The sequence below is a fragment of the Microbacterium saccharophilum genome (assembly GCF_007992455.1).
GTDB lineage: Bacteria > Actinomycetota > Actinomycetes > Actinomycetales > Microbacteriaceae > Microbacterium > Microbacterium saccharophilum.
Genome location: NZ_BKAH01000005.1, coordinates 165,768 through 187,963 on the forward strand (window position 1 = coordinate 165,768; position 22,196 = coordinate 187,963).

Annotated in this window: 19 protein-coding genes; 11 read left to right on the plus strand and 8 right to left on the minus strand. The window is 74.3% G+C overall.

Features of this window, described 5'->3' with window-relative positions:
• The first annotated feature begins 148 nt into the window (after window positions 1–148).
• From MSA03_RS07445 to MSA03_RS07455, 3 genes are all read left to right on the plus strand, one after another.
• On the plus strand, window positions 149–469 hold the full coding sequence (locus MSA03_RS07445) for a WhiB family transcriptional regulator (RefSeq protein WP_081782786.1): 321 nt from the start codon (window positions 149–151) through the stop codon (window positions 467–469).
• 66 nt (window positions 470–535) lie between these two features.
• Window positions 536–3,364 carry a glycosyltransferase gene (locus tag MSA03_RS07450; protein WP_147050218.1) on the plus strand — a complete coding sequence of 943 codons (2,829 nt, stop codon included), beginning with the start codon at window positions 536–538 and terminating at the stop codon, window positions 3,362–3,364.
• Window positions 3,361–4,773 carry a DUF5719 family protein gene (locus tag MSA03_RS07455; RefSeq protein WP_147050219.1) on the plus strand — a complete coding sequence of 471 codons (1,413 nt, stop codon included), beginning with the start codon at window positions 3,361–3,363 and terminating at the stop codon, window positions 4,771–4,773. The genes MSA03_RS07450 and MSA03_RS07455 overlap by 4 nt, the downstream gene beginning before the upstream one ends.
• 4 nt (window positions 4,774–4,777) lie before the next feature.
• Here MSA03_RS07455 and MSA03_RS07460 read toward each other — a convergent pair whose 3' ends face one another.
• Window positions 4,778–5,215: a metallopeptidase family protein gene (locus MSA03_RS07460; RefSeq protein WP_170245468.1), complete on the minus strand. Its 438-nt coding sequence runs from the start codon at window positions 5,213–5,215 to the stop codon at window positions 4,778–4,780.
• Window positions 5,216–5,282: 67 nt separating this feature from the next.
• Between MSA03_RS07460 and MSA03_RS07465 the strand changes: the two genes are divergently transcribed.
• Entirely contained in the window at window positions 5,283–5,489 is a 207-nt protein-coding gene (locus MSA03_RS07465; protein ID WP_028496764.1) for a DUF3499 family protein, read from the plus strand.
• A 39-nt stretch (window positions 5,490–5,528) separates the two neighbouring features.
• Window positions 5,529–6,986: an adenosylhomocysteinase gene (ahcY, locus tag MSA03_RS07470; protein ID WP_147050220.1), complete on the plus strand. Its 1,458-nt coding sequence runs from the start codon at window positions 5,529–5,531 to the stop codon at window positions 6,984–6,986.
• 20 nt (window positions 6,987–7,006) lie between these two features.
• Here ahcY and MSA03_RS07475 read toward each other — a convergent pair whose 3' ends face one another.
• Complete coding sequence (locus tag MSA03_RS07475; protein ID WP_147050221.1) at window positions 7,007–7,858, minus strand: RDD family protein; 852 nt, start codon at window positions 7,856–7,858, stop codon at window positions 7,007–7,009.
• Window positions 7,859–7,874: 16 nt separating this feature from the next.
• Between MSA03_RS07475 and MSA03_RS07480 the strand changes: the two genes are divergently transcribed.
• Genes MSA03_RS07480 through katG form a run of 3 tightly spaced genes read left to right on the plus strand, consistent with a single transcriptional unit; the run spans window position 7,875 to window position 11,680 of the window.
• Window positions 7,875–8,870: a stage II sporulation protein M gene (locus MSA03_RS07480; protein ID WP_147050222.1), complete on the plus strand. Its 996-nt coding sequence runs from the start codon at window positions 7,875–7,877 to the stop codon at window positions 8,868–8,870.
• A 51-nt stretch (window positions 8,871–8,921) separates the two neighbouring features.
• Entirely contained in the window at window positions 8,922–9,371 is a 450-nt protein-coding gene (locus MSA03_RS07485; RefSeq protein ID WP_036272943.1) for a Fur family transcriptional regulator, read from the plus strand.
• A 26-nt stretch (window positions 9,372–9,397) separates the two neighbouring features.
• Window positions 9,398–11,680, plus strand: coding sequence for a catalase/peroxidase HPI (gene katG / locus MSA03_RS07490; protein ID WP_147050223.1), 2,283 nt, complete (start codon window positions 9,398–9,400; stop codon window positions 11,678–11,680).
• Between the two features lie 63 nt (window positions 11,681–11,743).
• Here katG and aqpZ read toward each other — a convergent pair whose 3' ends face one another.
• The 6 genes from aqpZ to MSA03_RS07520 form a co-directional block, all read right to left on the minus strand.
• Window positions 11,744–12,550 (minus strand): aquaporin Z, encoded by an 807-nt coding sequence (gene aqpZ, locus MSA03_RS07495; protein WP_147050224.1) that lies wholly within the window; start codon window positions 12,548–12,550, stop codon window positions 11,744–11,746.
• 107 nt (window positions 12,551–12,657) lie between these two features.
• Window positions 12,658–13,959: a DUF58 domain-containing protein gene (locus MSA03_RS07500; RefSeq protein WP_147050225.1), complete on the minus strand. Its 1,302-nt coding sequence runs from the start codon at window positions 13,957–13,959 to the stop codon at window positions 12,658–12,660.
• Window positions 13,959–14,939 (minus strand): AAA family ATPase, encoded by a 981-nt coding sequence (locus MSA03_RS07505; protein WP_028496756.1) that lies wholly within the window; start codon window positions 14,937–14,939, stop codon window positions 13,959–13,961. The genes MSA03_RS07500 and MSA03_RS07505 overlap by 1 nt, the downstream gene beginning before the upstream one ends.
• The gene (locus MSA03_RS07510) at window positions 14,936–16,132 is read right to left on the minus strand and encodes a DUF4350 domain-containing protein (RefSeq protein WP_174799859.1); all 1,197 of its coding nucleotides are present in this window, start codon (window positions 16,130–16,132) and stop codon (window positions 14,936–14,938) included. The genes MSA03_RS07505 and MSA03_RS07510 overlap by 4 nt, the downstream gene beginning before the upstream one ends.
• Window positions 16,129–16,767 carry a DUF4129 domain-containing protein gene (locus tag MSA03_RS07515; RefSeq protein ID WP_147050226.1) on the minus strand — a complete coding sequence of 213 codons (639 nt, stop codon included), beginning with the start codon at window positions 16,765–16,767 and terminating at the stop codon, window positions 16,129–16,131. The genes MSA03_RS07510 and MSA03_RS07515 overlap by 4 nt, the downstream gene beginning before the upstream one ends.
• Entirely contained in the window at window positions 16,764–17,993 is a 1,230-nt protein-coding gene (locus MSA03_RS07520; protein ID WP_147050227.1) for a DUF7847 domain-containing protein, read from the minus strand. Before MSA03_RS07520 ends, MSA03_RS07515 begins: the two co-directional genes overlap by 4 nt.
• Before the next feature lie 147 nt (window positions 17,994–18,140).
• On the opposite strand from MSA03_RS07520, the gene mtrA reads away from it, so the two are divergent.
• The 3 genes from mtrA to MSA03_RS07535 are packed head-to-tail and all read left to right on the plus strand — an operon-like array spanning window position 18,141 to window position 22,187.
• Entirely contained in the window at window positions 18,141–18,821 is a 681-nt protein-coding gene (gene mtrA, locus MSA03_RS07525; RefSeq protein ID WP_147050228.1) for an MtrAB system response regulator MtrA, read from the plus strand.
• 16 nt (window positions 18,822–18,837) lie between these two features.
• The gene (mtrB, locus tag MSA03_RS07530; protein WP_028496754.1) at window positions 18,838–20,517 is read left to right on the plus strand and encodes an MtrAB system histidine kinase MtrB; all 1,680 of its coding nucleotides are present in this window, start codon (window positions 18,838–18,840) and stop codon (window positions 20,515–20,517) included.
• Window positions 20,514–22,187 carry an LpqB family beta-propeller domain-containing protein gene (locus tag MSA03_RS07535; RefSeq protein ID WP_147050229.1) on the plus strand — a complete coding sequence of 558 codons (1,674 nt, stop codon included), beginning with the start codon at window positions 20,514–20,516 and terminating at the stop codon, window positions 22,185–22,187. The genes mtrB and MSA03_RS07535 overlap by 4 nt, the downstream gene beginning before the upstream one ends.
• Window positions 22,188–22,196 lie beyond the last annotated feature (9 nt).

The following is a 22,196-nucleotide window of genomic DNA, read 5'->3' on the forward strand; positions in this document are numbered from 1 at the left end:
CGCGGGCCCCGCGACACGCCGATGACGCGTCAAGAAGGTTCAATCTTCGCTTGAGGCTTTACGATCTGCGACTTGACCGCGGCGAATGACAAGGGTGTAATTATCCCTACACGCGGACATCGTGTGGATATACAGGTGGGAGAGCGAGATGACGGGTTACCGTTCCGGCGTTCCCGAGAATTGGTTCGTCGATCCGATCAATCTCGGTGTGCCCGGCGTGCGTCGGCCCGCCGCGACCGACGAGGACACCGCCCTCGCCTGGCAGTCCGAGGCGCTGTGCGCGCAGACCGACCCCGAGGCCTTCTTCCCGGAGAAGGGCGGATCGACCCGCGACGCGAAGCGCATCTGCGGATCGTGCGACGTTCGCGGCGAGTGCCTCGAGTACGCCCTGCACAACGACGAGCGGTTCGGCATCTGGGGCGGGCTGAGCGAACGCGAGCGGCGCAAGCTCAAGCGCCGCGCGAGCTGACCGATCCCGGCGAATCGCGCGCGGCTGCCGTGGCGCCGGCCGTGCGCCGCCTAGGCTGACCATGTCATGCCCGCTCGAGTCCACGCACTGCTGGTCGTGCGCCCCGATGGGCGCATCCCGGCCGACCTCCACCTGCGCCGGACGCTGACCGCCCTCGCGGCGCAGTCGCGTCCGGTGGACGCGCTGACCCTCGTCCTGTGCGGGCCGGATGACGCGCTCCGCGAGGCGGCCGGCGCCTCCGGCGCCGAGGGCGTCATCACCGCGGACCGGTCCACGAGCTACGCCCAGGCGCTGCGCATGGCCACGCACCGCTTCGACGGCGACGCCGTCTGGCTCCTCGCCCAGGACACCGCGCCCGCACCGGACGCCCTCGCACGGCTGGCGGGCGCCCTCGAGACGGCGCCCTCCGTCGCCCTGGCGGCGCCGAAGCTCGTCCGATGGGACGACCGCGCCCAGATCGTGTCGCTCGGGGTCTCGATGACCCGCCTCGGCCGTACCGTCGGTCTCGCCGAGGGCGAACTCGACCAGGGCCAGCACGACGCGACGGAGGACGTGCTCGGCGCCGACGTCCGGGGCCTCCTCGTGCGCGCCCCGGAATGGCGCGCGCTCGGCGGCATCGACCCCGCCCTCGCGGGCGCGGATGAGGGGCTCGATCTCGGCGTGCGCGCGCGGCTCGCGGGCAGCCGGGTCGCCCTCGCGCCGACGGCGATCGTCGCCGTCGCCGGCGATGGCGTGGCCGGCCCGCCGGGCGGCGAGGACTTCCGGGCGCATGTGCGCCGCGCCTACGCGACGCGCACCGCGCAGCTGCATCGCCGGCTGGTCTACGCGCCGGGGGCGACCCTCCCGCTGCACTGGCTGTCGCTGCTCCCGCTCGCGCTGTGGCGCACCCTGGGACACCTCCTCGGCAAGCAGCCCGACCGGATCGGACCCGAGTGGGCCGCCGCGGTCGTCGCGATGATGCGTCTCCCGTCCGTCGCGGCCGCGCGCGGGCGCCTCCGCCGCGCCCGCACCGCCGGGTGGGCGCAGCTGGCGCCGCTGCGCGTCACGACCGCCCAGCTGCGGCACCGGCTCGACGACGCCGGCGACGCCGGCGACCGGCACGACCTGCGGTTCTTCACCGGCGGCGGGGCGTGGCTCGTCCTCGCCGCGCTCGTGCTGTCCGCCGTGGTCCTGCCGGCGCTGCTGGCGTGGCCGGTGCTGGGCGGGGGAGCACTCGCTCCGCTGCGGGCCACGTTCGCCCAGCTGTGGGAGGACGCCGCGTGGGGGCAGCGCCCGCTCGGCTGGGACCTCGTCGGCCCCGCGGACCCGTTCAGCGGCCTCGTCGCCCTGCTCGGCAGTCTCTCCCCGTGGGAGCCTTCACGCGCCGTCGTCGTGCTCTGGCTCCTCGCGCTGCCCCTCGCGACCCTCGGCGGCTGGTTCGCCGCGACGCGGGTCACCCGCCGGAGCACCCTCCGCGCGCTCGGCGCCATCGTGTGGGTGCTGGCGCCGACCTTCCTGACGGCGCTCGTGGACGGGCGACCCGCCGCAGTGCTGGTCCACCTGCTGCTGCCCTGGCTGCTCTACACCGGCGTCGTCGCGCACCGCTCCTGGACGAGCGCGGGCGTGGCCTCCCTGCTGCTGGCCGCCGTCATCGCCTGCGCGCCGTCGCTCGCGCCGGCCCTCGTGGCGCTGTGGCTCGTCGCCGTCATCCTGACCCTGGTCCTCCGCGGCGGGCGGGGGCTGCCGCACGTCGTGTGGCTCCTGGTCCCGACCGCGGTGATCTTCGCGCCGCTCGTCTGGCACCGGCTCCGCGCCGGCGAGGGGTGGAGCCTGCTGGCCGACCCCGGCGTCCCGCTCGACACCGCCGGCGGTGTCGACGTCTTCCGCCGGCTGCTGCTGACCGCGGGGTTCCCCGCCGCAGACCCCGGGGGCTGGTCCGCACTCCTCGGCGCCGGTGCGCCGGTGTGGTGGGTGCCGCTGCTCACGGTGCCGCTCATCGTTCTCGCGCTCCTCGCCCCGCTCACGGCCCGGCTCACGGCATCCCTCGCTACGCTGCTCATCGCCGCCGTGGGGCTCGCGACCGCGCTGGCGGCGGTGGGCGTGACGCTCACGGCCACCGGAACGGACGTCGTCGCCCTCTGGCCGGGCAGCGCCCTCAGCCTCGCGTGGGCCGGCTTCCTCGGTGCCGCACTCCTCACCCTCGACCTGCTGCCCGGCATCCGCTTGGCCCGCGTCGCCGCCGCGGCGGTCGTCGCGGTCGCGCTCGGCGTCGCCGCGTTCCCCGCGCTGACGGCCACCGTCCGCGGCGCCGCGGCGCTGACGAACGGTCCCGCCAGCACCCTTCCCGCGTACGTGGATGCGGAGGGACGCGGGGGGACCTCCACCGGGACGCTCGTCCTCGTCCCGCAGCCCGACGGCGGCATCTCGTCGACGGTCGTCTGGGGTGGCAGCGCGACGCTCGGCGGCCAGACGACACTCCTCTCCGCGCGCACCGCACCCGACGCCGCGGATGTGACGATCGCGCGCATGACGGCGGACCTCATCACGGATGCCGCCGGAGACGTCGTGGACCGGCTGGCCGACCACGGCATCGCCTTCGTCGTCCTCGGCACCGCTTCGACCGGCGAGGCCGACGGTGCGCGGGCGCTGCGCCTGTCCGCGCAGACGGCCCTCGACAAGCGGGACGGCCTGGACATCGTCGGCGAGACCGCCAAGGGCACGCTGTGGCGCCTCTCCGGCGACGTCGCCCCCCGGGTCGCGGCGGCGGAGACCGCCGCCACGGCGCAGAAGGTCGCGGGCATCCAGCTCGGCGTGATCGCCGTCGCGCTGCTCCTCGCCCTGCCGACGACCGCGAGCCGGCGCGAGGTGCGGGGCCTGCCCCGCGTCGTCGGCACGAGCAGAGCGGAGAGCCGATGAGCATCAGCCGGGTGCAGCGCGGGGCGCGGACCGCCGTGGGCATCGCCGTGACGGTCGTCTTCGTGCTGGGCGCCACCGCGGCGGCGCTCTTCCCGTGGCCGGAGGTCGCCCGCGAACCCGTAGCGGTCACCGCGATCCCGGAGCCGGAGGCATCCGTGCTCGCCTGCGCGGGGCCCGTCCTCGCGCTGGGCCGCGACGCCGGTGACGCCGGCGCACTCACCCTCGCCGCCGGCCAGAGCGTCGTCGCGGCGACCGGCGCGGGCAGCGCACCCGCGGAGGCTGCGACGCTCCTCGTCCCCGACGTCGTCGACGGCCGGGGGCCGGATGCCTTCACGGCTGCGCCGAAGGACCGCACCCGGACCGACGTGGCCGCCGCCGGCTCGGCATCCGTCGCGGACCCCGACCTCGCCGGTTTCGCCGCGTCCGCGTGCACCCCGCCGCTCATGGAGTCCTGGCTGGTCGGGGGCAGCGCGATCACCGGCGCGGCCGATCTCGTGCTGCTGACGAACCCCGGCACCGTCGCCGCCCGCGTCGACCTGACCGTCTACGGCGCCGCCGGGCCCGCGCAGCCGGCGTCCGGCACCGGGATCGTCGTCCCGGCCGGAACGCAGCGCATCCTCCCGCTCGCCGGGCTCGCGCGCGGCGAGCAGAGCCCCGTCATCCGGGTCACGTCCTCGGAGGCCCCCGTCCACGCCGCGCTGCAGGCGAGCATCACGCGGACCCTCGTCCCGGGCGGCGTCGATCAGGTCGGCGCGACCGCCGCGCCCGCCGGGACCCAGGTGATCCCCGCCTTCTCCGTCACGACCGATCCGGGCGACGAGGGCGCCTCCGACACCACGACCCTGCTGCGCCTCCTCGCCCCGTCCGCGGGGGCGGAGGCGAGCGTCACCGTCTCCCGGGTCGGCGCGCGCGGCGTCGTGGACGAGCCGCGCACCGTCACGCTGGATGCCGGCATCCCGCTGGAGCTCGAACTCGACGGCCTCGGCGTCGGCGCGTACAGCGTGCGCGTCGAGGCGAGCGGCCCCGTCGTCGCCGCCGTCTGGGAGACGACGGGGTTCGGGCAGGGCGCGGACTTCGCCTGGTACACGGCCGCCGACGCCCTGGAGGTGCCGAGCCTGTTCGCGGTGGCCGACGGGAGCGCGCCCGTGCTCACGCTCACGAACGACGGCGACCCCGACGTGGTCGCGGAGGTCGCCGCCGAGGCGGGCGCCGGCGAGGCGACCGACGTCACCGTCCCGGCCGGGGGCGGGGCGCGGCTGGCGCTGCGCTCCGGCACCGTGTACCGCCTCGTCTCCGGCGGCCCGGAGGTGCGCGCGAACGTCACGTACTCCGGCGCCGGCGCCCTCGCGGGCTATGCCGTGCTGCCCGCCGACGCCGCGGCCGCCGCCATCGTCGTCTACACGCAGTGACGGCTCAGAAGTAGCGGAACCGCTCCGGACCCAGGTCCCACGGGTCCTTGTCGAGATACTCGGCCGCGGCGCGGAACACGCAGCTCTCCACCGACATGCGGCGGTGCAGCTCGTCGTCGCGGTGCAGGTGGCTCAGCCGCTCGATGGGGAGGCGGTACAGGATGATCCGCTTCTGATCTGCGAGCACCGTCCAGCGGGGGATGCCGTCCGCGTCGGCGTCGGCCGGCATCGCTCCGATGTCGAACCGCACGTCGCGCAGCCCCGGCCAGGCGCTGCGCAGGAACTCCACCGCCGTGCCGACGGCGAGGTCGAACTTCTCCGCCCGCGTCTCCAGCGGCGGCAGCGGCGGGCGCACGACGGGGCTGCGGTCCTCGCGGCCGTGCCGGCCGTGGCGGGACGGCCGCGCACGCGTCGTCGCGGTGCGGACGCGGCGCCTGATCATGAGCCCATCCTAGGTCGCGCGGCGCGGCCTGCGCCCGCCTCGGCCACCGCTCGCTAGCGTGGACACGATGCGCGAGAGACTGTGTTCCAAGGTGGGCTGTGCCCGCGAAGCGGTGACGACCCTCACCTACGACTACGGCGACCAGATGGCCGCCGTCGGCCCGCTGGGGCGCGGCAACGACCCGCACGCGCACGACCTGTGCGCCATCCACACCGACCGGCTCTCCGTACCGAAGGGCTGGGTCGTCGTCCGGCACGAGACGCTGCGCGTCTGACCGCGCCGCACGCGGCGCGCGGAGTGGGAGAATAGGCGGATGCCGACTCCCGTGGACACCCTCGACTTCGTCGTCGCCGACCTCGCGCTCGCCGCAGCCGGCCGTCACCAGATCCGTCTCGCCGAGAACGAGATGCCCGGCCTCATGGCCCTGCGCGAGGAGTTCGGGCCGTCGCAGCCGCTCCGCGGCGCGCGGATCGCCGGCTCCCTGCACATGACGGTGCAGACGGCCGTCCTCATCGAGACGCTCGTCGCCCTCGGCGCGCAGGTGCGCTGGGCGAGCTGCAACATCTTCTCCACGCAGGACGAGGCCGCCGCGGCCGTCGCCGTGGGGCCGACCGGCACCGTCGAGGCGCCCGCCGGGGTCCCCGTGTTCGCGTTCAAGGGCGAGACGCTCGCGGAGTACTGGCAGCTGGCCGACCGCATCTTCGACTGGTCGGCGGAGGGCTTCGACGGCCCGAACCTCATCCTCGACGACGGCGGCGACGCGACGCTGCTCGTGCACAAGGGCGTCGAGTTCGAGCGCGCCGGCGCCGTCCCCGACGCCGCGGACGGCGACTCCGCCGAGTACCGCATCGTGCTCGACACGCTCCGCGCCAGCCTCGCCCGCGACCCGCAGCGGTTCACGCGGATGGCCGCCGGCATCCTCGGCGTCACGGAGGAGACCACGACCGGCGTCCACCGCCTGTACGAGCTGCACGCCGCCGGCGGGCTGCTCTTCCCCGGCATCAACGTCAACGACTCCGTCACCAAGTCGAAGTTCGACAACAAGTACGGCATCCGGCACTCGCTGCCCGACGGCATCAACCGCGCCACCGACGTCCTGATGGGCGGCAAGGTCGCCTTCGTCGCCGGGTACGGCGACGTCGGCAAGGGCGCCGCGGAGGCGCTGCGCGGCCAGGGCGCCCGCGTCATCGTCGGCGAGGTGGACCCCATCTGCGCCCTGCAGGCCGCGATGGACGGGTACCAGGTCGCCCGGCTCGAGTCCGTCGTCGGCGACGTCGACATCCTCATCACCGGGACCGGCAACACGCAGGTCGTCACGGTGGAGCACCTGCAGGGCCTCAAGCACCTCGCCATCGTCGGCAACGTCGGCCACTTCGACGACGAGATCGACATGGCGGGGCTGGAGTCGCTGCCCGGCGCGGAGCGCATCGAGATCAAGCCGCAGGTGCACGAATGGCGGATGCCGAGCGGCCGCAGCATCCTCGTGCTCAGCGAAGGGCGCCTGCTGAACCTGGGGAACGCGACGGGGCACCCGTCCTTCGTGATGAGCGCGTCGTTCACGAACCAGGTGCTCGCCCAGCTCGAGCTCTACACCCGGACCGACGCGTACCCCGTCGGCGTGTACGTGCTCCCCAAGGCGCTGGACGAGAAGGTCGCCCGCCTGCACCTGCCGGCGCTCGGCGTCGAGCTCACCGAGCTGACCCCGGCGCAGGCCGCGTACATCGGCGTTCCCGTCGAGGGGCCGTACAAGGTCGACCACTACCGCTACTGACGCGCGCCGACCGGCCCCCGTCAGTGTTCGGGGAACCCGCGCGGCGCCGCACGGGTGCCGGCCGTGAGGCGTGCCACGCGCGCCTGCTCGCCGACCAGCGCGGCGTACTCGCGGTCGCGGCGGACCGCGACGACGGCCCGCACGAGGGTCTCCGGGTCGACGGCCGGCAGCGGTGACACGTGCGGCGCGATGTCGGCGGCGATCGCCGCGGCGGTGCGCGCCCGCGCCGCCGGGTCGAGGCCCGTCGCCGTCCGGACGAACTGCGCGGCGCGGCGCGCCACGCGGTAGGGGAGCCGGGTGACGTCCGCGATGCGGGCCCAGTCCGCGAGCGCCTCCGGCACGCCGCCGGCCGGGGACGGCAGCTGCGGGGCGCGCGTGCGCTCGGCGTAGGTGCCGGCGAGGAGGTCCCCGAGGCGCTGCGCGCGGGGCGTGAACGCGCCGACGATGCCCGCGACCGCCCCGAGCGTGAACCACACCTCCAGGACGCCGGTCAGGGCGCGGATGAAGGCGTGCCGGAAGCCGGCGGCGCCGCCGTCGGTCCGCACGATCCGGCTGCCGACGGCGAGCTTGCCGAGGCTCCGCCCTCGTGTGATGGTCTCGACCGCCGTCGGTAGGACCACCGTCACCACCGCGAGGCTCGCGACCGTGAGGGCGGGGGACAGGGCGGACAGGTCGAGCCCCACGCCGGTGACCCACGACGCCGCGAGGAGGAAGAGCGCGAGCAGGGCGATGCCGGTCAGCATGTCGATGAGGAGACCGAGGGCCCGCAGGAAGAATCCGACCGGCTGCACGTCGAGGGCCACGGCCTCGCCGGTGAGGATCTCGTCCTGCCGGATCTCCGCCGGCGCCGGGGTGGGTCCGGGGGTGGCCATGGGTACAGTAAAGCAAATGGACCTCGACGCCCTGACGGCCGCGCGTCGTGCCGAGTGGGCGCGACTGGACGAGCTCGGGCGCATCCGCCGGCCGAGCGGCCGCGAGGTCGACGAGCTCGTCGCCCGATACCGGTCGGCCTCCGCCGACCTCGCCGAGATCAAGACGACCGCGGGCCGGAGCCCGGAGGGCGACCACCTGTCGACGCTGCTCGCGCGGGCGCGGCTGCGGCTGACCGGCGCCCCCGACAACGTGCTCCGTCAGGTGCCGCGCTTCTTCGCCCACCAGCTGCCCGCGGCCCTGTACCGGCTGCGCTGGACGACCCTCGTCATCGCGCTCGCGTTCCTCGCCGTCGCCGCGCTGGTGGCCACCTGGGTCGCCGGCGACACCGCCGTCATCGCCGCGCTCGGGGACGAGGCGGGGCTTCAGCAGTACGCCGAGGACGAGTTCACCGGTTACTACAGCGAGAACCCGGCGGCCGTGTTCGCCGGGACGGTGTGGACCAACAACGCCTGGATCGCCGCGCAGTGCGTGCTGTTCGGCATCACCGGCTTGTGGCCGGTCATGGTCATGATGCAGAACGCGGTCTCGGTCGGCGTCGCCGCCGCCGTGCTGTTCGCGCACGGCCGGGGGGACGTGTTCCTCCTCTACATCGCCCCGCACGGCCAGCTCGAGCTCACCTGCCTCTTCGTCGCGGCCGCGGCCGGGCTGCACATCTTCTGGGCCTGGGTTGCGCCCGGACCGCGGAGCCGCGGTGAGTCGCTCGCGGCGGCCGGGCGCTCGCTCGCGACGGTCGCCGTCGGCCTCGTCCTGGTCCTCGCCGTCGCCGGCCTCCTGGAGGGGTTCGTCACGGCGCAGCCATGGCCGTGGCCCGTGAAGATCGGCCTGGGGACGCTCGCGCTGGCCGCCTTCCTGACGTACATGCTCGTCGTGGGCGGGCGCGCGGCGGCGGCCGGCGAGAGCGGGGATCTGACCGAGTACGAGGCGGGCACCGCGCGTCTCGTCGCCGGCTGACACGCCTCGCGCTCATTTGGATTCGATCAAAAGAAGCGATAGACTCGCGGCATGTCGACCACCACCGTGCACAGCCCCGCACGGTACCCGGCGGCACCCGAGGCGCTGCGCGAGGCCGGCCTCCGCGTGACCCAGTCGCGCACCGCGGTCTACGACGCGCTCGCCGCCCGCCCGCACGCGAGCGCCGATGCGCTCTTCGCCGACGTCGGCCCCCGGATGCCGCGACTGAGCCGGCAGTCGGTGTACAACGCGCTCAACGACTTCGCCGACGCCGGCATCGTGCGCCGGATCGAGCCGGCCGGGCAGCCGATGCTCTTCGAGCTGCGGGTCAGCGACAACCACCACCACCTGATCTGCACCGACTGCGGCGCCGTCGCCGACGTCGACTGCGCGGTCGGGCACGCCCCCTGTCTCACGCCATCGCAGGACCACGGTTTCGCGATCGCGTCGGCGGAGGTCACGTACTGGGGCCTGTGCTCCACGTGCGCGGCCGCCGCCTGAGCACCACCACCCGAGGAAGGAATCACATGACCGACCACGAACCCACCGCCGCCCCCATCGGCGAGGACGTGACCGACATCAACCAGTCCGTCACGGTCACCGACACCGACGAGGCGTACGCCGAGGAGGCCACGGGCTGCCCCGTCGTCCACGCGCAGCCGCACCCGACCACCGGCTCGGCGAACAACGTCTGGTGGCCGAACCAGCTGAACCTGCGCGTGCTGAAGAAGAACCCCGTCGAGGCCAACCCGCTCGGCGGCGACTTCGACTACAAGGCCGCCTTCGAGGCGCTCGACCTCCCCGCGGTCAAGGCCGACATCGCCGAGGTCCTCACGACGTCGCAGGACTGGTGGCCGGCCGACTTCGGCAACTACGGCCCGCTCATGATCCGCATGGCGTGGCACAGCGCCGGCACGTACCGCGTGCACGACGGCCGTGGCGGCGGCGGAGCCGGTCAGCAGCGCTTCGCCCCGCTGAACAGCTGGCCCGACAACGTCAACCTCGACAAGGCGCGCCGCCTGCTCTGGCCCGTGAAGAAGAAGTACGGGCAGGCGCTGTCCTGGGCCGACCTCATGATCCTCGCCGGCAACGTCGCGCTGGAGACCATGGGCTTCAACACGTTCGGCTTCGGCGGCGGCCGCCCCGACGTCTGGGAGCCGGACGACGACGTGTACTGGGGCCCGGAGACCACCTGGCTCGGCGACCAGCGCTACAAGGGCGACCGCGAGCTCGACAAGCCGCTCGCCGCGGTCCAGATGGGCCTGATCTACGTCAACCCGGAGGGCCCGAACGGCAACCCCGACCCGCTCGCGTCGGCGCGCGACATCCGCGAGACGTTCTCGCGCATGGGCATGAACGACGAGGAGACCGTCGCCCTCATCGCCGGCGGCCACACCTTCGGCAAGACCCACGGCGCGGCACCGGACTCGAACCTCGAGGACAACCCGGAGGCCGCGGGCCTGGAGGAGCAGGGTCTCGGCTGGCGGAACAACCACGCATCCGGCAAGGGCGATGACACGATCACGTCCGGCCTGGAGGTCACCTGGACCTACCACCCGACCCGCTGGGACAACGAGTTCTTCCACATCCTGTACGCCTACGAGTGGGAGCTCATGAAGAGCCCCGCCGGCGCGAACCAGTGGCGGCCGCAGAACGGCATGGGCGCGGACATGGTGCCGCTCGCCCACGACCCGTCGAAGCGACGCGAGCCGCGCATGCTGACGAGCGACATCGCCCTCCGGGTGGACCCCGAGTACGACAAGGTCTCGCGGAAGTTCAAGGACGACCCCGAGGCGTTCGGCGACGCGTTCGCCCGTGCCTGGTTCAAGCTCACGCACCGCGACATGGGCCCGATCTCCCGCTACATCGGCCGCGAGGTCCCGACCGAGGAGCTCATCTGGCAGGACCCGCTGCCGGCCGTCGACCACGTCCTCATCGACGACGCCGACGCGGCGGCGCTCAAGGCGCAGATCCTCGCCTCCGGGCTCACCGTCGCCCAGCTCGTGTCGACGACGTGGGCGGCAGCGTCGACCTTCCGCGGCAGCGACAAGCGCGGCGGCGTCAACGGGGCCCGCATCCGGCTGGAGCCGCAGAAGGACTGGCAGGTCAACAACCCGCCGCAGCTGCAGCAGGTCCTGGCCCAGCTCGAGTCCGTGCAGGCGTCGTTCAACGACGGCCGCACCGACGGCAAGAAGGTCTCCCTCGCGGACCTCATCGTCCTGGCCGGCAATGCCGCCGTCGAGAAGGCCGCGAAGGATGCCGGTGTCGAGGTCGAGGTGCCGTTCCGCGCGGGCCGCACCGACGCCTCGCAGGAGCAGACCGACGTCCACTCGTTCTCCTACCTGGAGCCGGCGGCCGACGGATTCCGCAACTACTACGGCCGCAACGCCGTGCTGCCGCAGGAGCACCAGCTCATCGACAAGGCGAACCTCCTCACCCTCACGGCGCCGGAGATGACCGTCCTCGTCGGCGGTCTCCGCGTGCTCGGCGCGAACTGGGACGGTTCGGAGTACGGCGTCTTCACCACGCGCCCCGGCGTGCTGACGAACGACTTCTTCGTCAACCTCCTCGACCTGGGGACGACGTGGACCGCGCTGGACCCGGGTTCGCAGGCGTACGAAGGCGTCAAGGAGGGGACCACGGAGCGCGTCGGCCGCGGCACCCGCGTCGACCTGCTGTTCGGCTCGAACTCCGAGCTGCGCGCACTCGCCGAGGTCTACGCCTCGGATGACGCGACCGAGAAGTTCGTCCACGACTTCGCGGCCGCGTGGGGCAAGGTCACCGAGCTCGACCGGTTCGACCTCGTCTGACGCTCTGCGGCTCTCTCGTCCGGAAGGCCCGTCCCCTCGCGGGGGCGGGCCTTCCGGCGTGCATCAGGCGGCGTTGCGGGAGTCGAAGAGCGCCTTGTGCGCGAAGCCCGCGATGAGTGCGCCGACGATCGGGAACACCAGGAACACCCAGAGCTGCACGAGCGCATCGCCCCCGCCGTAGATCGCCGTCGCGATGGACCGCGCCGGGTTCACCGACGTGTTGTCGATCGGGATGGATGCCAGGTGGATGAGCGTGAGCGTCAGGCCGATGACGAGCCCGGCGAACGGCGTGCCGCGCGTCGCGTGCGTGACGCCGAGGATGACGAGCACGAAGATGCCGGTGAACACGATCTCCGCCGTGATCGCCGCGCCGAGCCCGAACCCGCCGGGGGACTGCGCGCCGAAGCCGTTGCTCGCGAAGCCGGCGTCCTGCCGCTGGGTGAGCCACCCGTCGGGGCCGAACATCCCGATCAGCACGAGCAGGCTCGTGCCCACGGCGCCGCCGACGATCTGGGCGACGATGTAGCCGGGCGCGTCGCGCCAGGGGAAGCGGCCCGCCGCGGCGAGCCCCAGCGTCACGGCCGGGTTGAAGTGCCCGCCGGAGATCGGACCCCACGTGTACGCGGCCGCGACGATCGTGAGCCCGAACGCCAGGGCGACGCCCACGAAGCCGATGCCGAGCGACGTGCCCGCGTCGCTGGTGCCGAAGTCGGCGGCGAATAGGGCGGCCCCGATGGAGCCGAAGACGAGGAGGAAGGTCCCGGCGGCCTCCGCGAGGAGCTTGATGCCGGTCGCCGGTCCCGCCTCCGGCGGGGTGTGGTCGAGCGGTGTCGGGACGGCGGGCTGGTCGGGGATCGGATCGGGACTCATGACTCCTCCTTCGGGGCGCAGCGGATGCCGTGAGTCTCCCGCCGATCGCGGGCGGCCGCCAGTGCCACGCCGGCACGGGGCTCCCGGTTCTCACAGGCGCGCGGTTCTCAGAGGCGCCCGGCGGCCTTCAGTGCCAGGTAGCGGTCCGCGACACGGGGCGGCAGCGACTCGGCGTCCGCGACGACGGCATCCGCCCCGGCGCGCGCGATGGCCGCGGCCACCTCCCGGGCGTCCCGCGCGGTGCGCTCGGCCGCCGCGAGCGCATACACCCCGGCGGCGTCCCGCGGGGGCTCGGGGAGCGGCTCGTCCGCCGACACGCTGCCCACGACGACGCGGCTGCGCGCGGTGAGCGCCGGGAGCGCCGCCAGGAAGCCGCGCGCCGCGTCCACGGCATCCTGCGCCGTCAGGAGCACGACGAGGGCCGGGCGCGTCGTCAGGCGGCGGACCTGCGCGGCCGCGGCATCCCAGTCCGTGTCGATCAGCTGCGGCTCGACCGGCGCCATCGCGTCGACGAGCGCGGGGAGCAGCCCCGCCCCGTCGACCCGCGTGACGCGGGCGCGCAGCACCCGGTCGAACATCACGAGGTGCACGTGGTCGCCGGCACGGGCCGCGAGGGCCCCGAGGAGCAGCGCCGCCTCCATCGCCGCGTCCAGGCGCACGCCGTCGCCGACCCGCGCGGCCGAGGTGCGGCCGGTGTCGATCACGATCACGACGTGCCGGTCGCGCTCGGGGCGCCAGGTGCGCAGCATCGTCGTGGTCGCCCGCGCGGTGGCCCGCCAGTCGATGGACCGCACGTCGTCGCCGCGGACGTACTCGCGGAGGCTGTCGAACTCGGTGCCCTGGCCGCGCACCTGCACGCTCGTGTTGCCGTCGAGCTCCCGCAGCCGCGCGAGGCGGGAGGGAAGGTGCCGGCGGGCGGTGAACGGCGGCAGGACGCGCAACGTGCCCGGTGCCTCGATACGCCCTTGCCGGCCGGCGAGCCCCAGCGGGCCGTCGGCCCGTACGACCACGAACCCGGTGCGCAGCTCTCCACGCCGCCGCGGATGAAGCGGGATGTCCACGGCTCGGCGCTCGCCGGCGGGAATGTCGATCCTGCTGCGGTCGCCCGGGGCGCCGGCGGTCGGCTGCCACGCATCCCGGACGCGCCCGCGGAGGCCCCGGCGACTCCGGTTGGTGAGCAGCAGCGTCGTCGTCACGTCCTGATCGCGGAGCACCCGCGCCGGGATGCGGCGCTCGACGCCCACGGCGCGGGGGTCGGCCGCGTACGCGGCGTCGACGGCCGCCGCCGCGAGGCAGAGCGCCGCCCAGACGCCCGCGACCGCCCACGCCGACATCCCCGCGGCCGAGAGCAGCACGACGGGGACCACCCCCACGGCGAGGGCGAGCGCGAGGCGGCCGGTGACGAACATCAGATCGGCACGCGGGTCTGCGCCAGCACGGAGGTCAGGATGGCTTCCACCGAGACGGCCTCGAGCTCCGCTTCGGGCCGGAGGCGCACGCGGTGCCGCCACGTCGGAAGCAGCATCGTCTGCACGTGGTCGGGGGTGATGGCCGGGTAGCCGCCCAGCCACGCCCACGTCTTCGCCGTCGCGAGGAGGGCGGTGGCGGCACGCGGGCTCGCGCCGAGCTGCACCGAGGGGGACTGCCGGGTCGCACGGGCGAGGTCCACGACATATCCCAGCACGTCGTCGGAGACCGTGACCGAGGCGGCGGCGCGCTGCGCGGCGCGGATCTCGGCGGCGCCGACGACCGGCTCAAGGCCGGCGCCGGCGAGGTCGCCCGGGCGGAAGCCGTCGGCGTGCCGGCGGAGCACCGCCATCTCGTCGGCGCGTGCGGGCGCGTCGATGAGGAGCTTCAGCAGGAACCGGTCCAGCTGCGCCTCGGGGAGCGTGTAGGTGCCCTCGTGCTCGATCGGGTTCTGCGTCGCGGCGACGAGGAACGGGTCGGGGAGGGGGCGGGACTGCCCGTCCACCGACACCTGGCGCTCCTCCATCGCCTCCAGCAGCGCCGCCTGCGTCTTCGGTGGCGTGCGGTTGATCTCGTCGGCCAGGAGCACGTGGGTGAACACCGGCCCGGCACGGAAGTCGAATGCACCGGCCCGCGCGTCGTAGACGAGGGACCCGGTGACATCGCCCGGCATGAGGTCGGGGGTGAACTGGATGCGGGCGGTGTCCAGGCCGATCGCCCGGCTGAACGCGCGGACGAGCAGCGTCTTGGCGACGCCCGGCACGCCCTCGAGCAGGACGTGTCCGCGGGCCAGCAGCGCGATCAGGAGGCCGGTGACCGCGCCGTCCTGACCGACCACCGCCTTGCCGACCTCGAGCCGCACACGGTTCATGGCCTCGCGGAGCTCGTCGGCGGACGGGGCGTCGGCGACGGTGTCGCTCATGGGGTGTTCCTTTCGGGGCGGAGGGTTCCGGTCACGATGGCATCCGACTTCGAGGCCAGAGCGTCTTCGAGGTCGCGGAGGCGCGCGGCGAGGTCGACGAGCTCCCGGTCGGTGCGCGGCACGGCGTCCAGCAGCACACCGGCGACGGCGCCGGGGTCGGCGGACAGGTGGACGGCGACCGCGTCGGACACCTCCCGGGCGGATGCCGCGGGGCCGAGCCCGACGAGGCGCGCGAGCCGGTCGAGCGCGGCGATCCGCAGCTGGTCGGCGGCGTGCCCGGCATCGCCGGCGCGCGCGTACAGCTGCGCGCGGCCCACGGTCGTCTCGCCGGCGCGGACGGACACCGGCAGCGTCTCGGCGACGAGGGGGCCGAACCGGCGGCCCCGCCAGACCGCGGCGGCGAGGGCGGCGCCGGCGAGGAGGGCGATCGCCGGGGTGACCCAGTCCGGTGTCAGCTCGCCGACGGTCGGCGCCGTCGCGAGGTCGCTGTCCTGCAGCGCCGGCAGGTACCAGACGACGTGCGAGCGGCGCCCCAGCAGGTTCACCCCGAGCGCCGCGTTGCCGTCCCGGGCGAGTAGCTCGTTCGTAAGGAGCGCCGTGGCGTCGAGGGCCGCGATCCGCCTGTCGCCCGTCTCGAGGACCAGGAGACCGTGCCCGTCGCCGGAGGGGTAGCAGCCGACCGCGTCGCCGACGGCGCGGAACACGGTGCCGGGGGACACCTCGCCGGCCCGCACGGCCTCGGCGAGCCCGCAGCCCGGCGGGGCCGCGCCCTCGCCGATGCCCGCGGGCCCCGAGCGGGCCAGGAGGAGGCGCAGATCCCGCGACCGCGGCTCGAGCAGCACGACATCGGCCGCCGTCCCGGTCACCGCGGCGAGGGCCTCGTCCGACAGCGGCGCGGTGTCGGTGAGGACGAGCGTGGATGCCGACGTGACCGCGTCCTCCGCCGCGGCCCGGTCGCGGGCCACGGTGACGGCGACGCCGTGTCCCTCCAGGATGCGGGCGAGCGCCCGTCCCCCGTCCGGGGTGGCGGACTGGGGGTCGAGGAGACCCGCGGCCGGCATCTGCGCGATCCCGCCGATCGCGGCGGCGACGGCGCCCACGACGAGCAGGGCGGCGCCGATGGCCGTCCACCCCGCCACCGCACGGCGGCGGGGCGCCGCCGCCGTCCGTGCCGCCGTCCGTGCCGCCGTCATGCCGGGATCCGTTGCGGCCGGGGCGCTGCGGCGAGACGCTCGTCGAGCGCGGCGACGAGCGCGTACGCGTCGGGCGTGCCGGGCCGCCGGAGGTAGCGGACGTCGTCGAAGACATCGGCCGCGCGGGCGAGTGCCTCCGTCTCGCCGGGGAAGGCGCGGGCGGCGGAGCGTGCGAAGCCGTGCACCGTCGTCCCCGGCGTCGCCGGCACGATCGTGCGATCGGAGAGCGCCCGGGCGAGCGCGCGGAAGCGCAGCACGATGGCGGCCTCCCACCGGCCGCCGGCGGCCTCGGCTTCGGCGGTGCGGCGGAGGTCCGCCGCGGACCTGCGCTCGGCGTCGCCGAAGAGCGCCGCGGCGGCCTGCGCGCGGGCCGCGCGGCGCGGACGGCCCCAGATCGCGACGGCGACGCCGATCGCGGCGAGCACGATGACGAGCACCGCGACCGCGAGCCACGGGCCGAACGCGGCCGGGACGTCGCCGCTGAAGAGGGAGAGGAAGAAGTCGCCGACGGCGCGGGCGGCGCGATCGAAGGGCGTCGGCTCGGCCACGCGGTAGACGGTGCCGGCCAGCTCGCGCTCCGCCCACTCGCGCGCCTCGTCGCCGTCCGGGATGAGCGGCGCCGCGGGCAGCCTCACAGCGTGCCCCGCGCGCCGCCGGGCGGTGTCCACGTCGTCGGCGACGGCGCGGGTGCGGGCACGGATACCGGAGGTGCCGGCGCCGCCGCAGGGGCCGTTGGCGGGTACCCCGGTGCCGGGTGCGGGGCGGCCGGGCCGACGAACCCCGGCACCGCGGTCCCCGGGACGGGCGGGGCCCATCGGGGCAGGTCCCGTCCGACGTGCGCCCGGTACGGATCGCCCGGCTCCGCCCCGGGCAGGTCGCGCTGGTCGACGTAGGCGAGGAGATCCAGGTCCAGGCCCTCCCGCCGCATCCGGCAGTCGATGTAGATGAGGGCGGTCGCCGTGGACTGCACGACGAGCGCGACCGACTGCAGGAGCACGACGAGCACCTCGGTGACCAGCAGGCCGACCAGGAGCGCGACGACGCCGCCGACCTCGGGGTCGCCGGTGGGGGAGAGGACGGTCGTCAGCCCCGTCGTGAGGAAGGACATCGGGAGGGTCACCAGCTGCGCGAGCACCCCGAACGCGGAGGAGATGATGACGATGATCCCGAGCGACGGCCAGAACCGTCCGCGCGTGAGGAGCCAGGAGCGGCGCACCGCTTCGATGATGCGGGCCTGCTCCATGACGATGACCGCCGGGACGAGCAGGAGCTTGACGCTCAGCCACAGCGACACCGGCACGGTCACCATGATCGCGAGGAGCACGACGACGATCACCGCGGCGACGGAGGCCTGCGCCAGCAGGACGAACCCGGCGACGAGGATGCCGACGAGCACGGCGACCGCCAGGCTCAGCAGGATGGTGTATCCGATGAGGCGCCCGGCGACCGGCTTCACCTGGCGCCAGAGGCCGCCGAGGGTGAGCTTCTCCGCGAGCGCGGCGTGCGCCACCTCGCGCACGATGACCGCCTGCACGAGCACGCTGAACGCGGTGGTGGCCAGGCCCAGCAGGACGCTCACGACGCCGACGAGCGCGATCGAGCCCGCCATGACGGTGTCGAAGTCGTCGTCGCCCGGCTCCAGGGTCGCGACGCGCCCGAACGCGTAGAACCCCGTCGCGACGATCCCGGCGGCGGCGACGATCGTCACGACCGTCTGCGCGACGAGGGCGAAGCCGAGCAGCACCCGCGGGTTCTGGCGCAGCGCCGCGAACGAGCGTCCGAGGATGGTGCCGAAGCCGTGCGGTCGCAGCGGGATGATCCCGGGCCGCGGGGCCGGCGTCCACGTCGGGTAGGCCGTCACATGCCCTCCTCGAAAGTTCGGCGCAGCTCGTCCTATCGTGGCATACCGGGGCCATCCGGCCCCGGTGCGGCGGGGTCGGATACTGTGGGGGGAAGCGCCCGGCCGGCGCACCGGCATCCGCCGTACCCGAAGGACGAACAGGTCACCATGACATCCCGCATCCTGGTTGTCGACGACGACACCGCTCTGGCTGAGATGATCGGCATCGTCCTGCGCACCGAGGGGTTCGAGACGGCGTTCTGCGCCGACGGCGCCGCCGCGCTGGACGTGTGGCGCGCCGAGCGTCCCGACCTCATCCTGCTGGACCTCATGCTGCCCGGGATGGACGGCATCGAGATCTGCACCCGGGTGCGGGCCGAGTCCGGCGTCCCGATCATCATGCTGACCGCGCGCACCGACACCGCCGACGTCGTGCGGGGCCTGGAATCCGGTGCCGACGATTACATCGTCAAGCCCTTCAACCCCAAGGAGCTCGTCGCCCGCATCCGCACGCGGCTGCGGCCGAGCACCCAGCCGGCGGGGGAGATGCTGCGCATCGGCGACCTCACCGCCGACGTCGCCGCGCACGAGGTGCGCCGGGGGGACACCGTCATCGCGCTGACCCCGCTCGAGTTCGAGCTGCTCGTGGCGCTGGCCGCGAAGCCGCAGCAGGTGTTCTCCCGCGAGATGCTGCTCGAGCAGGTGTGGGGCTACCACTACAAGGCGGACACCCGGCTCGTGAACGTGCACGTGCAGCGGCTGCGGGCCAAGGTCGAGATCGACCCCGACAACCCGAAGATCGTCACGACGGTGCGCGGCGTGGGGTACCGCGCCGGCGCCGTCGTCTAGCCGCCGGGACCGCATCGTGTCGCCGACGAGCACCGCCACCCACGCCGTCGTCGCCGACTGGCGCGATGTGCGCGCGTGGCCGCGGCGCATCGCGCTGGCCTGGCGCCGGTCGCTGCGGTTCCGCACCCTCGCGCTCACCCTCGGGCTCACCGCCCTGACGATCCTCGTGGCGCTCGTCTGGATGGCCCTGGCGATCCAGAACGACCTGTTCGAGTCCCGCATCCAGCAGGTGCAGTCCGCGGCGAGCAGGGCGACCCAATCGGCGCAGACGACCCTCGACGCCGCCGTCGTGGAGAGCGACACGCTCGCGCTGCAGAATCTCATGGACCGCGTGCGCACCTCGATGTCGCGGCAGGCGGCCACCGACATGATCGCCGCGTTCCGCATCTCCGACCAGCCGTCCTCCACGGCTCCGCAGGACTTCGAGGCGGGCGGCCTCACCGCCGACATGCTCACCTCGGGGCTCCGGCAGACCGTGCGGCGCGACGCCGGCACGCAATGGTGGCAGTCCATCGGCATCCCCGCCGACGACGGCGGGCACGCGCCGGGGGTGGTGATCGGGCAGCAGCTGATCCTGCCCGAGGCGGGCGCGTACGAGGTGTACTTCGCGTACGAGCTGGGCTCCGAGGCGCAGACCCTGCAGTTCGTGCAGGTCACCCTGTGGGGTGTCGGCATCGTACTCGTGGTGCTGATCGGTGCGGTCAGCTGGTTCGTGCTGCGATCGGTCACCGTGCCGATCGCGCAGGCCGCCGAGACGAGCGCGAAGCTCGCCTCCGGCGACCTCGGGGTGCGCCTGCCGGTGCAGGGCGAGGACGAGTTCGCCACGCTGGGACGCTCGTTCAACGCGATGGCGGACAGCATCGAGGCGCAGATCAAGGAGCTCGCCGAGCTCTCGCTCGTGCAGCAGCGGTTCGTCTCGGACGTCTCGCACGAGCTGCGCACGCCGCTGACGACCATCCGGCTCGCCTCCGACATGCTCAACGACCAGCGCGCCGCCTTCGACCCGACGACGGCGCGCGCCGCGGAGCTCCTGCACGCGCAGGTGCAGCGCTTCGAGACCCTGCTGACCGATCTGCTCGAGATCAGCCGGTACGACGCGGGCTCGGTGCAGCTGGAGAACGAGGCGACAAGCCTCGCCCACCTCGCCGAGGATGTCATCGCGTCGATGCAGCAGCTCGCGGACCAGCACGGCACCGACGTGCGCCTCGTGGCGCCCGGCGGGTACTCGCCCGTCGACATGGACCCCCGGCGGGTGCGGCGCATCGTCCGGAACCTCCTCGGCAACGCGATCGAGCACGGTGAAGGCCGCCCCATCGTCGTGACGGTCGACAGCAACCAGGAGGCCGTCGCGCTGGGGGTCCGCGACTTCGGGCTCGGGATGAGCGAGGCCGACGCCGAGCGCGTCTTCGACCGGTTCTGGCGCGCCGACCCGTCGCGCAAGCGCACGATCGGCGGGACCGGGCTGGGCCTGTCGATCGCGCTCGGCGACGCGCGCCTGCACGGCGGCACCCTCGAGGTGTGGTCGGAGCTCGGCCGCGGCACGAACTTCGTGCTGACCCTGCCCCGCCAGGGCGCGGGACTGCGCGGCACCCCGCCGATCCCCGCCGATCCCGGTGATGACGGCATCCCCTCCGACGACCTCGGCATGACCCAGCCGCTGGATCTGTCCGACCTCGCCCAGGGAGGGCGTCCGTGACCCGCCGCCCCGCCCTCGTCCTCGCCGCCACGCTGCTCGCGCTGCTCCTCACCGCGTGTGCGGGACTCCCCACGAGCGGACCCGTCAACGCCGGCCGCCCGGTCACGGAGGAGGAGGGCGACTCGGACGTCGCGTTCGTCCCCGCCGGCCCGTCCCGTGGCGCGACGCCGGCCCAGATCGTGGAGGGCTTCATCGCCGCCGGGTCCGGCACGCGCAACAACTGGGAGACCGCGCAGCAGTTCCTCACGCCGGACTTCCGGGCCACGTGGCGCCCGCAGGCCGGCGTCACCGTCTACCGCGCCGGGGAGCGGGCTCTCGCCGAGCCGGCCGAGGGGGAGATCGTCCTGACGATCGCGCCGGAGGCCACGGTGGACGCCACGGGAGCCTACGACGTCGCCGGCGAGGGGCAGATCACGATCGGCTTCCGCCTGGAACGGGTCCGGGACGAGTGGCGGATCGCGGAGGCGCCGGACGGCGTCATCCTGGACGAGAACCGCTTCCGGTCGGTCTTCCGCAGCTACGAGCTGATGTACTTCGACCCGAGCTGGCGCTTCCTCGTCCCCGATCTGCGCTGGTTCCCGACCACCAACGCCGCGACCCGGATCGCCGAGGCGCTCGTGGACGGCGCGCCGAGCCCGTGGCTCGCCGGATCCGTCGTCAGCGCGTTCTCCGCCGACGCCGGGCTCGCGCAGCGTTCCGTGCCGGTCCGATCCGGCGTGGCCCAGGTGTCGCTGGAGAGCAGCGCCCGGCAGCTCGAGCCCGCCGTCCTCGACCGCATGCAGACGCAGCTCCAGGAGAGCCTGGCCGGCGCCGGCATCCCCGAGGTCGACATGCTCGTCGACGATCAGGTGCTGACGGCCGAGCCGGTGAACGTCGCCTCGACGCGCATCGACTCGCGCCCGCTCGTGCTGACCGCCGACGCGTTCGGCTTCCTCTCCGGCACGCAGGTCGAGGAGATCCTGAGCCTGTCCGCCGCGGTCCGCTCCGTCGACGCCGCCGCGATCGAGGTGGCCGCGTCGCGGTCGACGGCGGCCGTGCAGACCCCGACGGGAGCCGTGCTGCGCGTCGAGACCGGGGCCGCGCCGACCGAGATCGACAGCCGCCCGGGGCTCGTGGCGCCGACGGTCGACACGCTGAACTACATCTGGACCGTGCCGTCCGGGTCTCCGGATGCCGTCGTCGCGATCGGCGCCGACGGCGCGTGGCGGGAGATCGCCGACGCCTGGCCCGGAGCCACCCGCATCTCCGCGATGCGGGTCTCCCGCGACGGCGCGCGGATCGCCGCCGTTTCCCGCGACGGCGTGCGCCCATCGCTGTGGGTGGCCGGCATCGTCCGCGACGCGGACGGCGTCCCGGTCGCGCTCGGCGAGCGCCGGCTGCTGGCCGTCCTCCCGGGGGACGGCGTCGGGCTCGCCTGGGGCGACGAGACGAGCCTCGCCCTGTCCTACACGGACGGCGGACAGACGTTCGTCCTCGAGCAGCCGGTCGGCGGGCCGGGGACGGCGCTGCGCGCCCCCGACGGGATCACGACGGTCGCGGGCGGCAATCAGCCCGGCGGGGTGCGGCTGCGCGACGTCGACGGCGAGCTGTACGTCCAGCGCGGCGCGTCGTGGCAGGACCAGTTCTCCGGTGTCCGGGTGCTCGCGACCCAGCAGGGCACGCCGCGCTGACGACGGCTC

Coding starts and splice junctions, on each gene's coding strand:
- MSA03_RS07445 (WP_081782786.1), top strand. CDS start 149: ATGACGGGTTACCGTTCCGGCGTTCCCGAGAATTGGTTCGTCGATCCG.
- MSA03_RS07450 (WP_147050218.1), top strand. CDS start 536: ATGCCCGCTCGAGTCCACGCACTGCTGGTCGTGCGCCCCGATGGGCGC.
- MSA03_RS07455 (WP_147050219.1), top strand. CDS start 3,361: ATGAGCATCAGCCGGGTGCAGCGCGGGGCGCGGACCGCCGTGGGCATC.
- MSA03_RS07460 (WP_170245468.1), bottom strand. CDS start 5,215: ATGATCAGGCGCCGCGTCCGCACCGCGACGACGCGTGCGCGGCCGTCC.
- MSA03_RS07465 (WP_028496764.1), top strand. CDS start 5,283: ATGCGCGAGAGACTGTGTTCCAAGGTGGGCTGTGCCCGCGAAGCGGTG.
- ahcY (WP_147050220.1), top strand. CDS start 5,529: ATGCCGACTCCCGTGGACACCCTCGACTTCGTCGTCGCCGACCTCGCG.
- MSA03_RS07475 (WP_147050221.1), bottom strand. CDS start 7,858: ATGGCCACCCCCGGACCCACCCCGGCGCCGGCGGAGATCCGGCAGGAC.
- MSA03_RS07480 (WP_147050222.1), top strand. CDS start 7,875: ATGGACCTCGACGCCCTGACGGCCGCGCGTCGTGCCGAGTGGGCGCGA.
- MSA03_RS07485 (WP_036272943.1), top strand. CDS start 8,922: ATGTCGACCACCACCGTGCACAGCCCCGCACGGTACCCGGCGGCACCC.
- katG (WP_147050223.1), top strand. CDS start 9,398: ATGACCGACCACGAACCCACCGCCGCCCCCATCGGCGAGGACGTGACC.
- aqpZ (WP_147050224.1), bottom strand. CDS start 12,550: ATGAGTCCCGATCCGATCCCCGACCAGCCCGCCGTCCCGACACCGCTC.
- MSA03_RS07500 (WP_147050225.1), bottom strand. CDS start 13,959: ATGTTCGTCACCGGCCGCCTCGCGCTCGCCCTCGCCGTGGGGGTGGTC.
- MSA03_RS07505 (WP_028496756.1), bottom strand. CDS start 14,939: ATGAGCGACACCGTCGCCGACGCCCCGTCCGCCGACGAGCTCCGCGAG.
- MSA03_RS07510 (WP_174799859.1), bottom strand. CDS start 16,132: ATGACGGCGGCACGGACGGCGGCACGGACGGCGGCGGCGCCCCGCCGC.
- mtrA (WP_147050228.1), top strand. CDS start 18,141: ATGACATCCCGCATCCTGGTTGTCGACGACGACACCGCTCTGGCTGAG.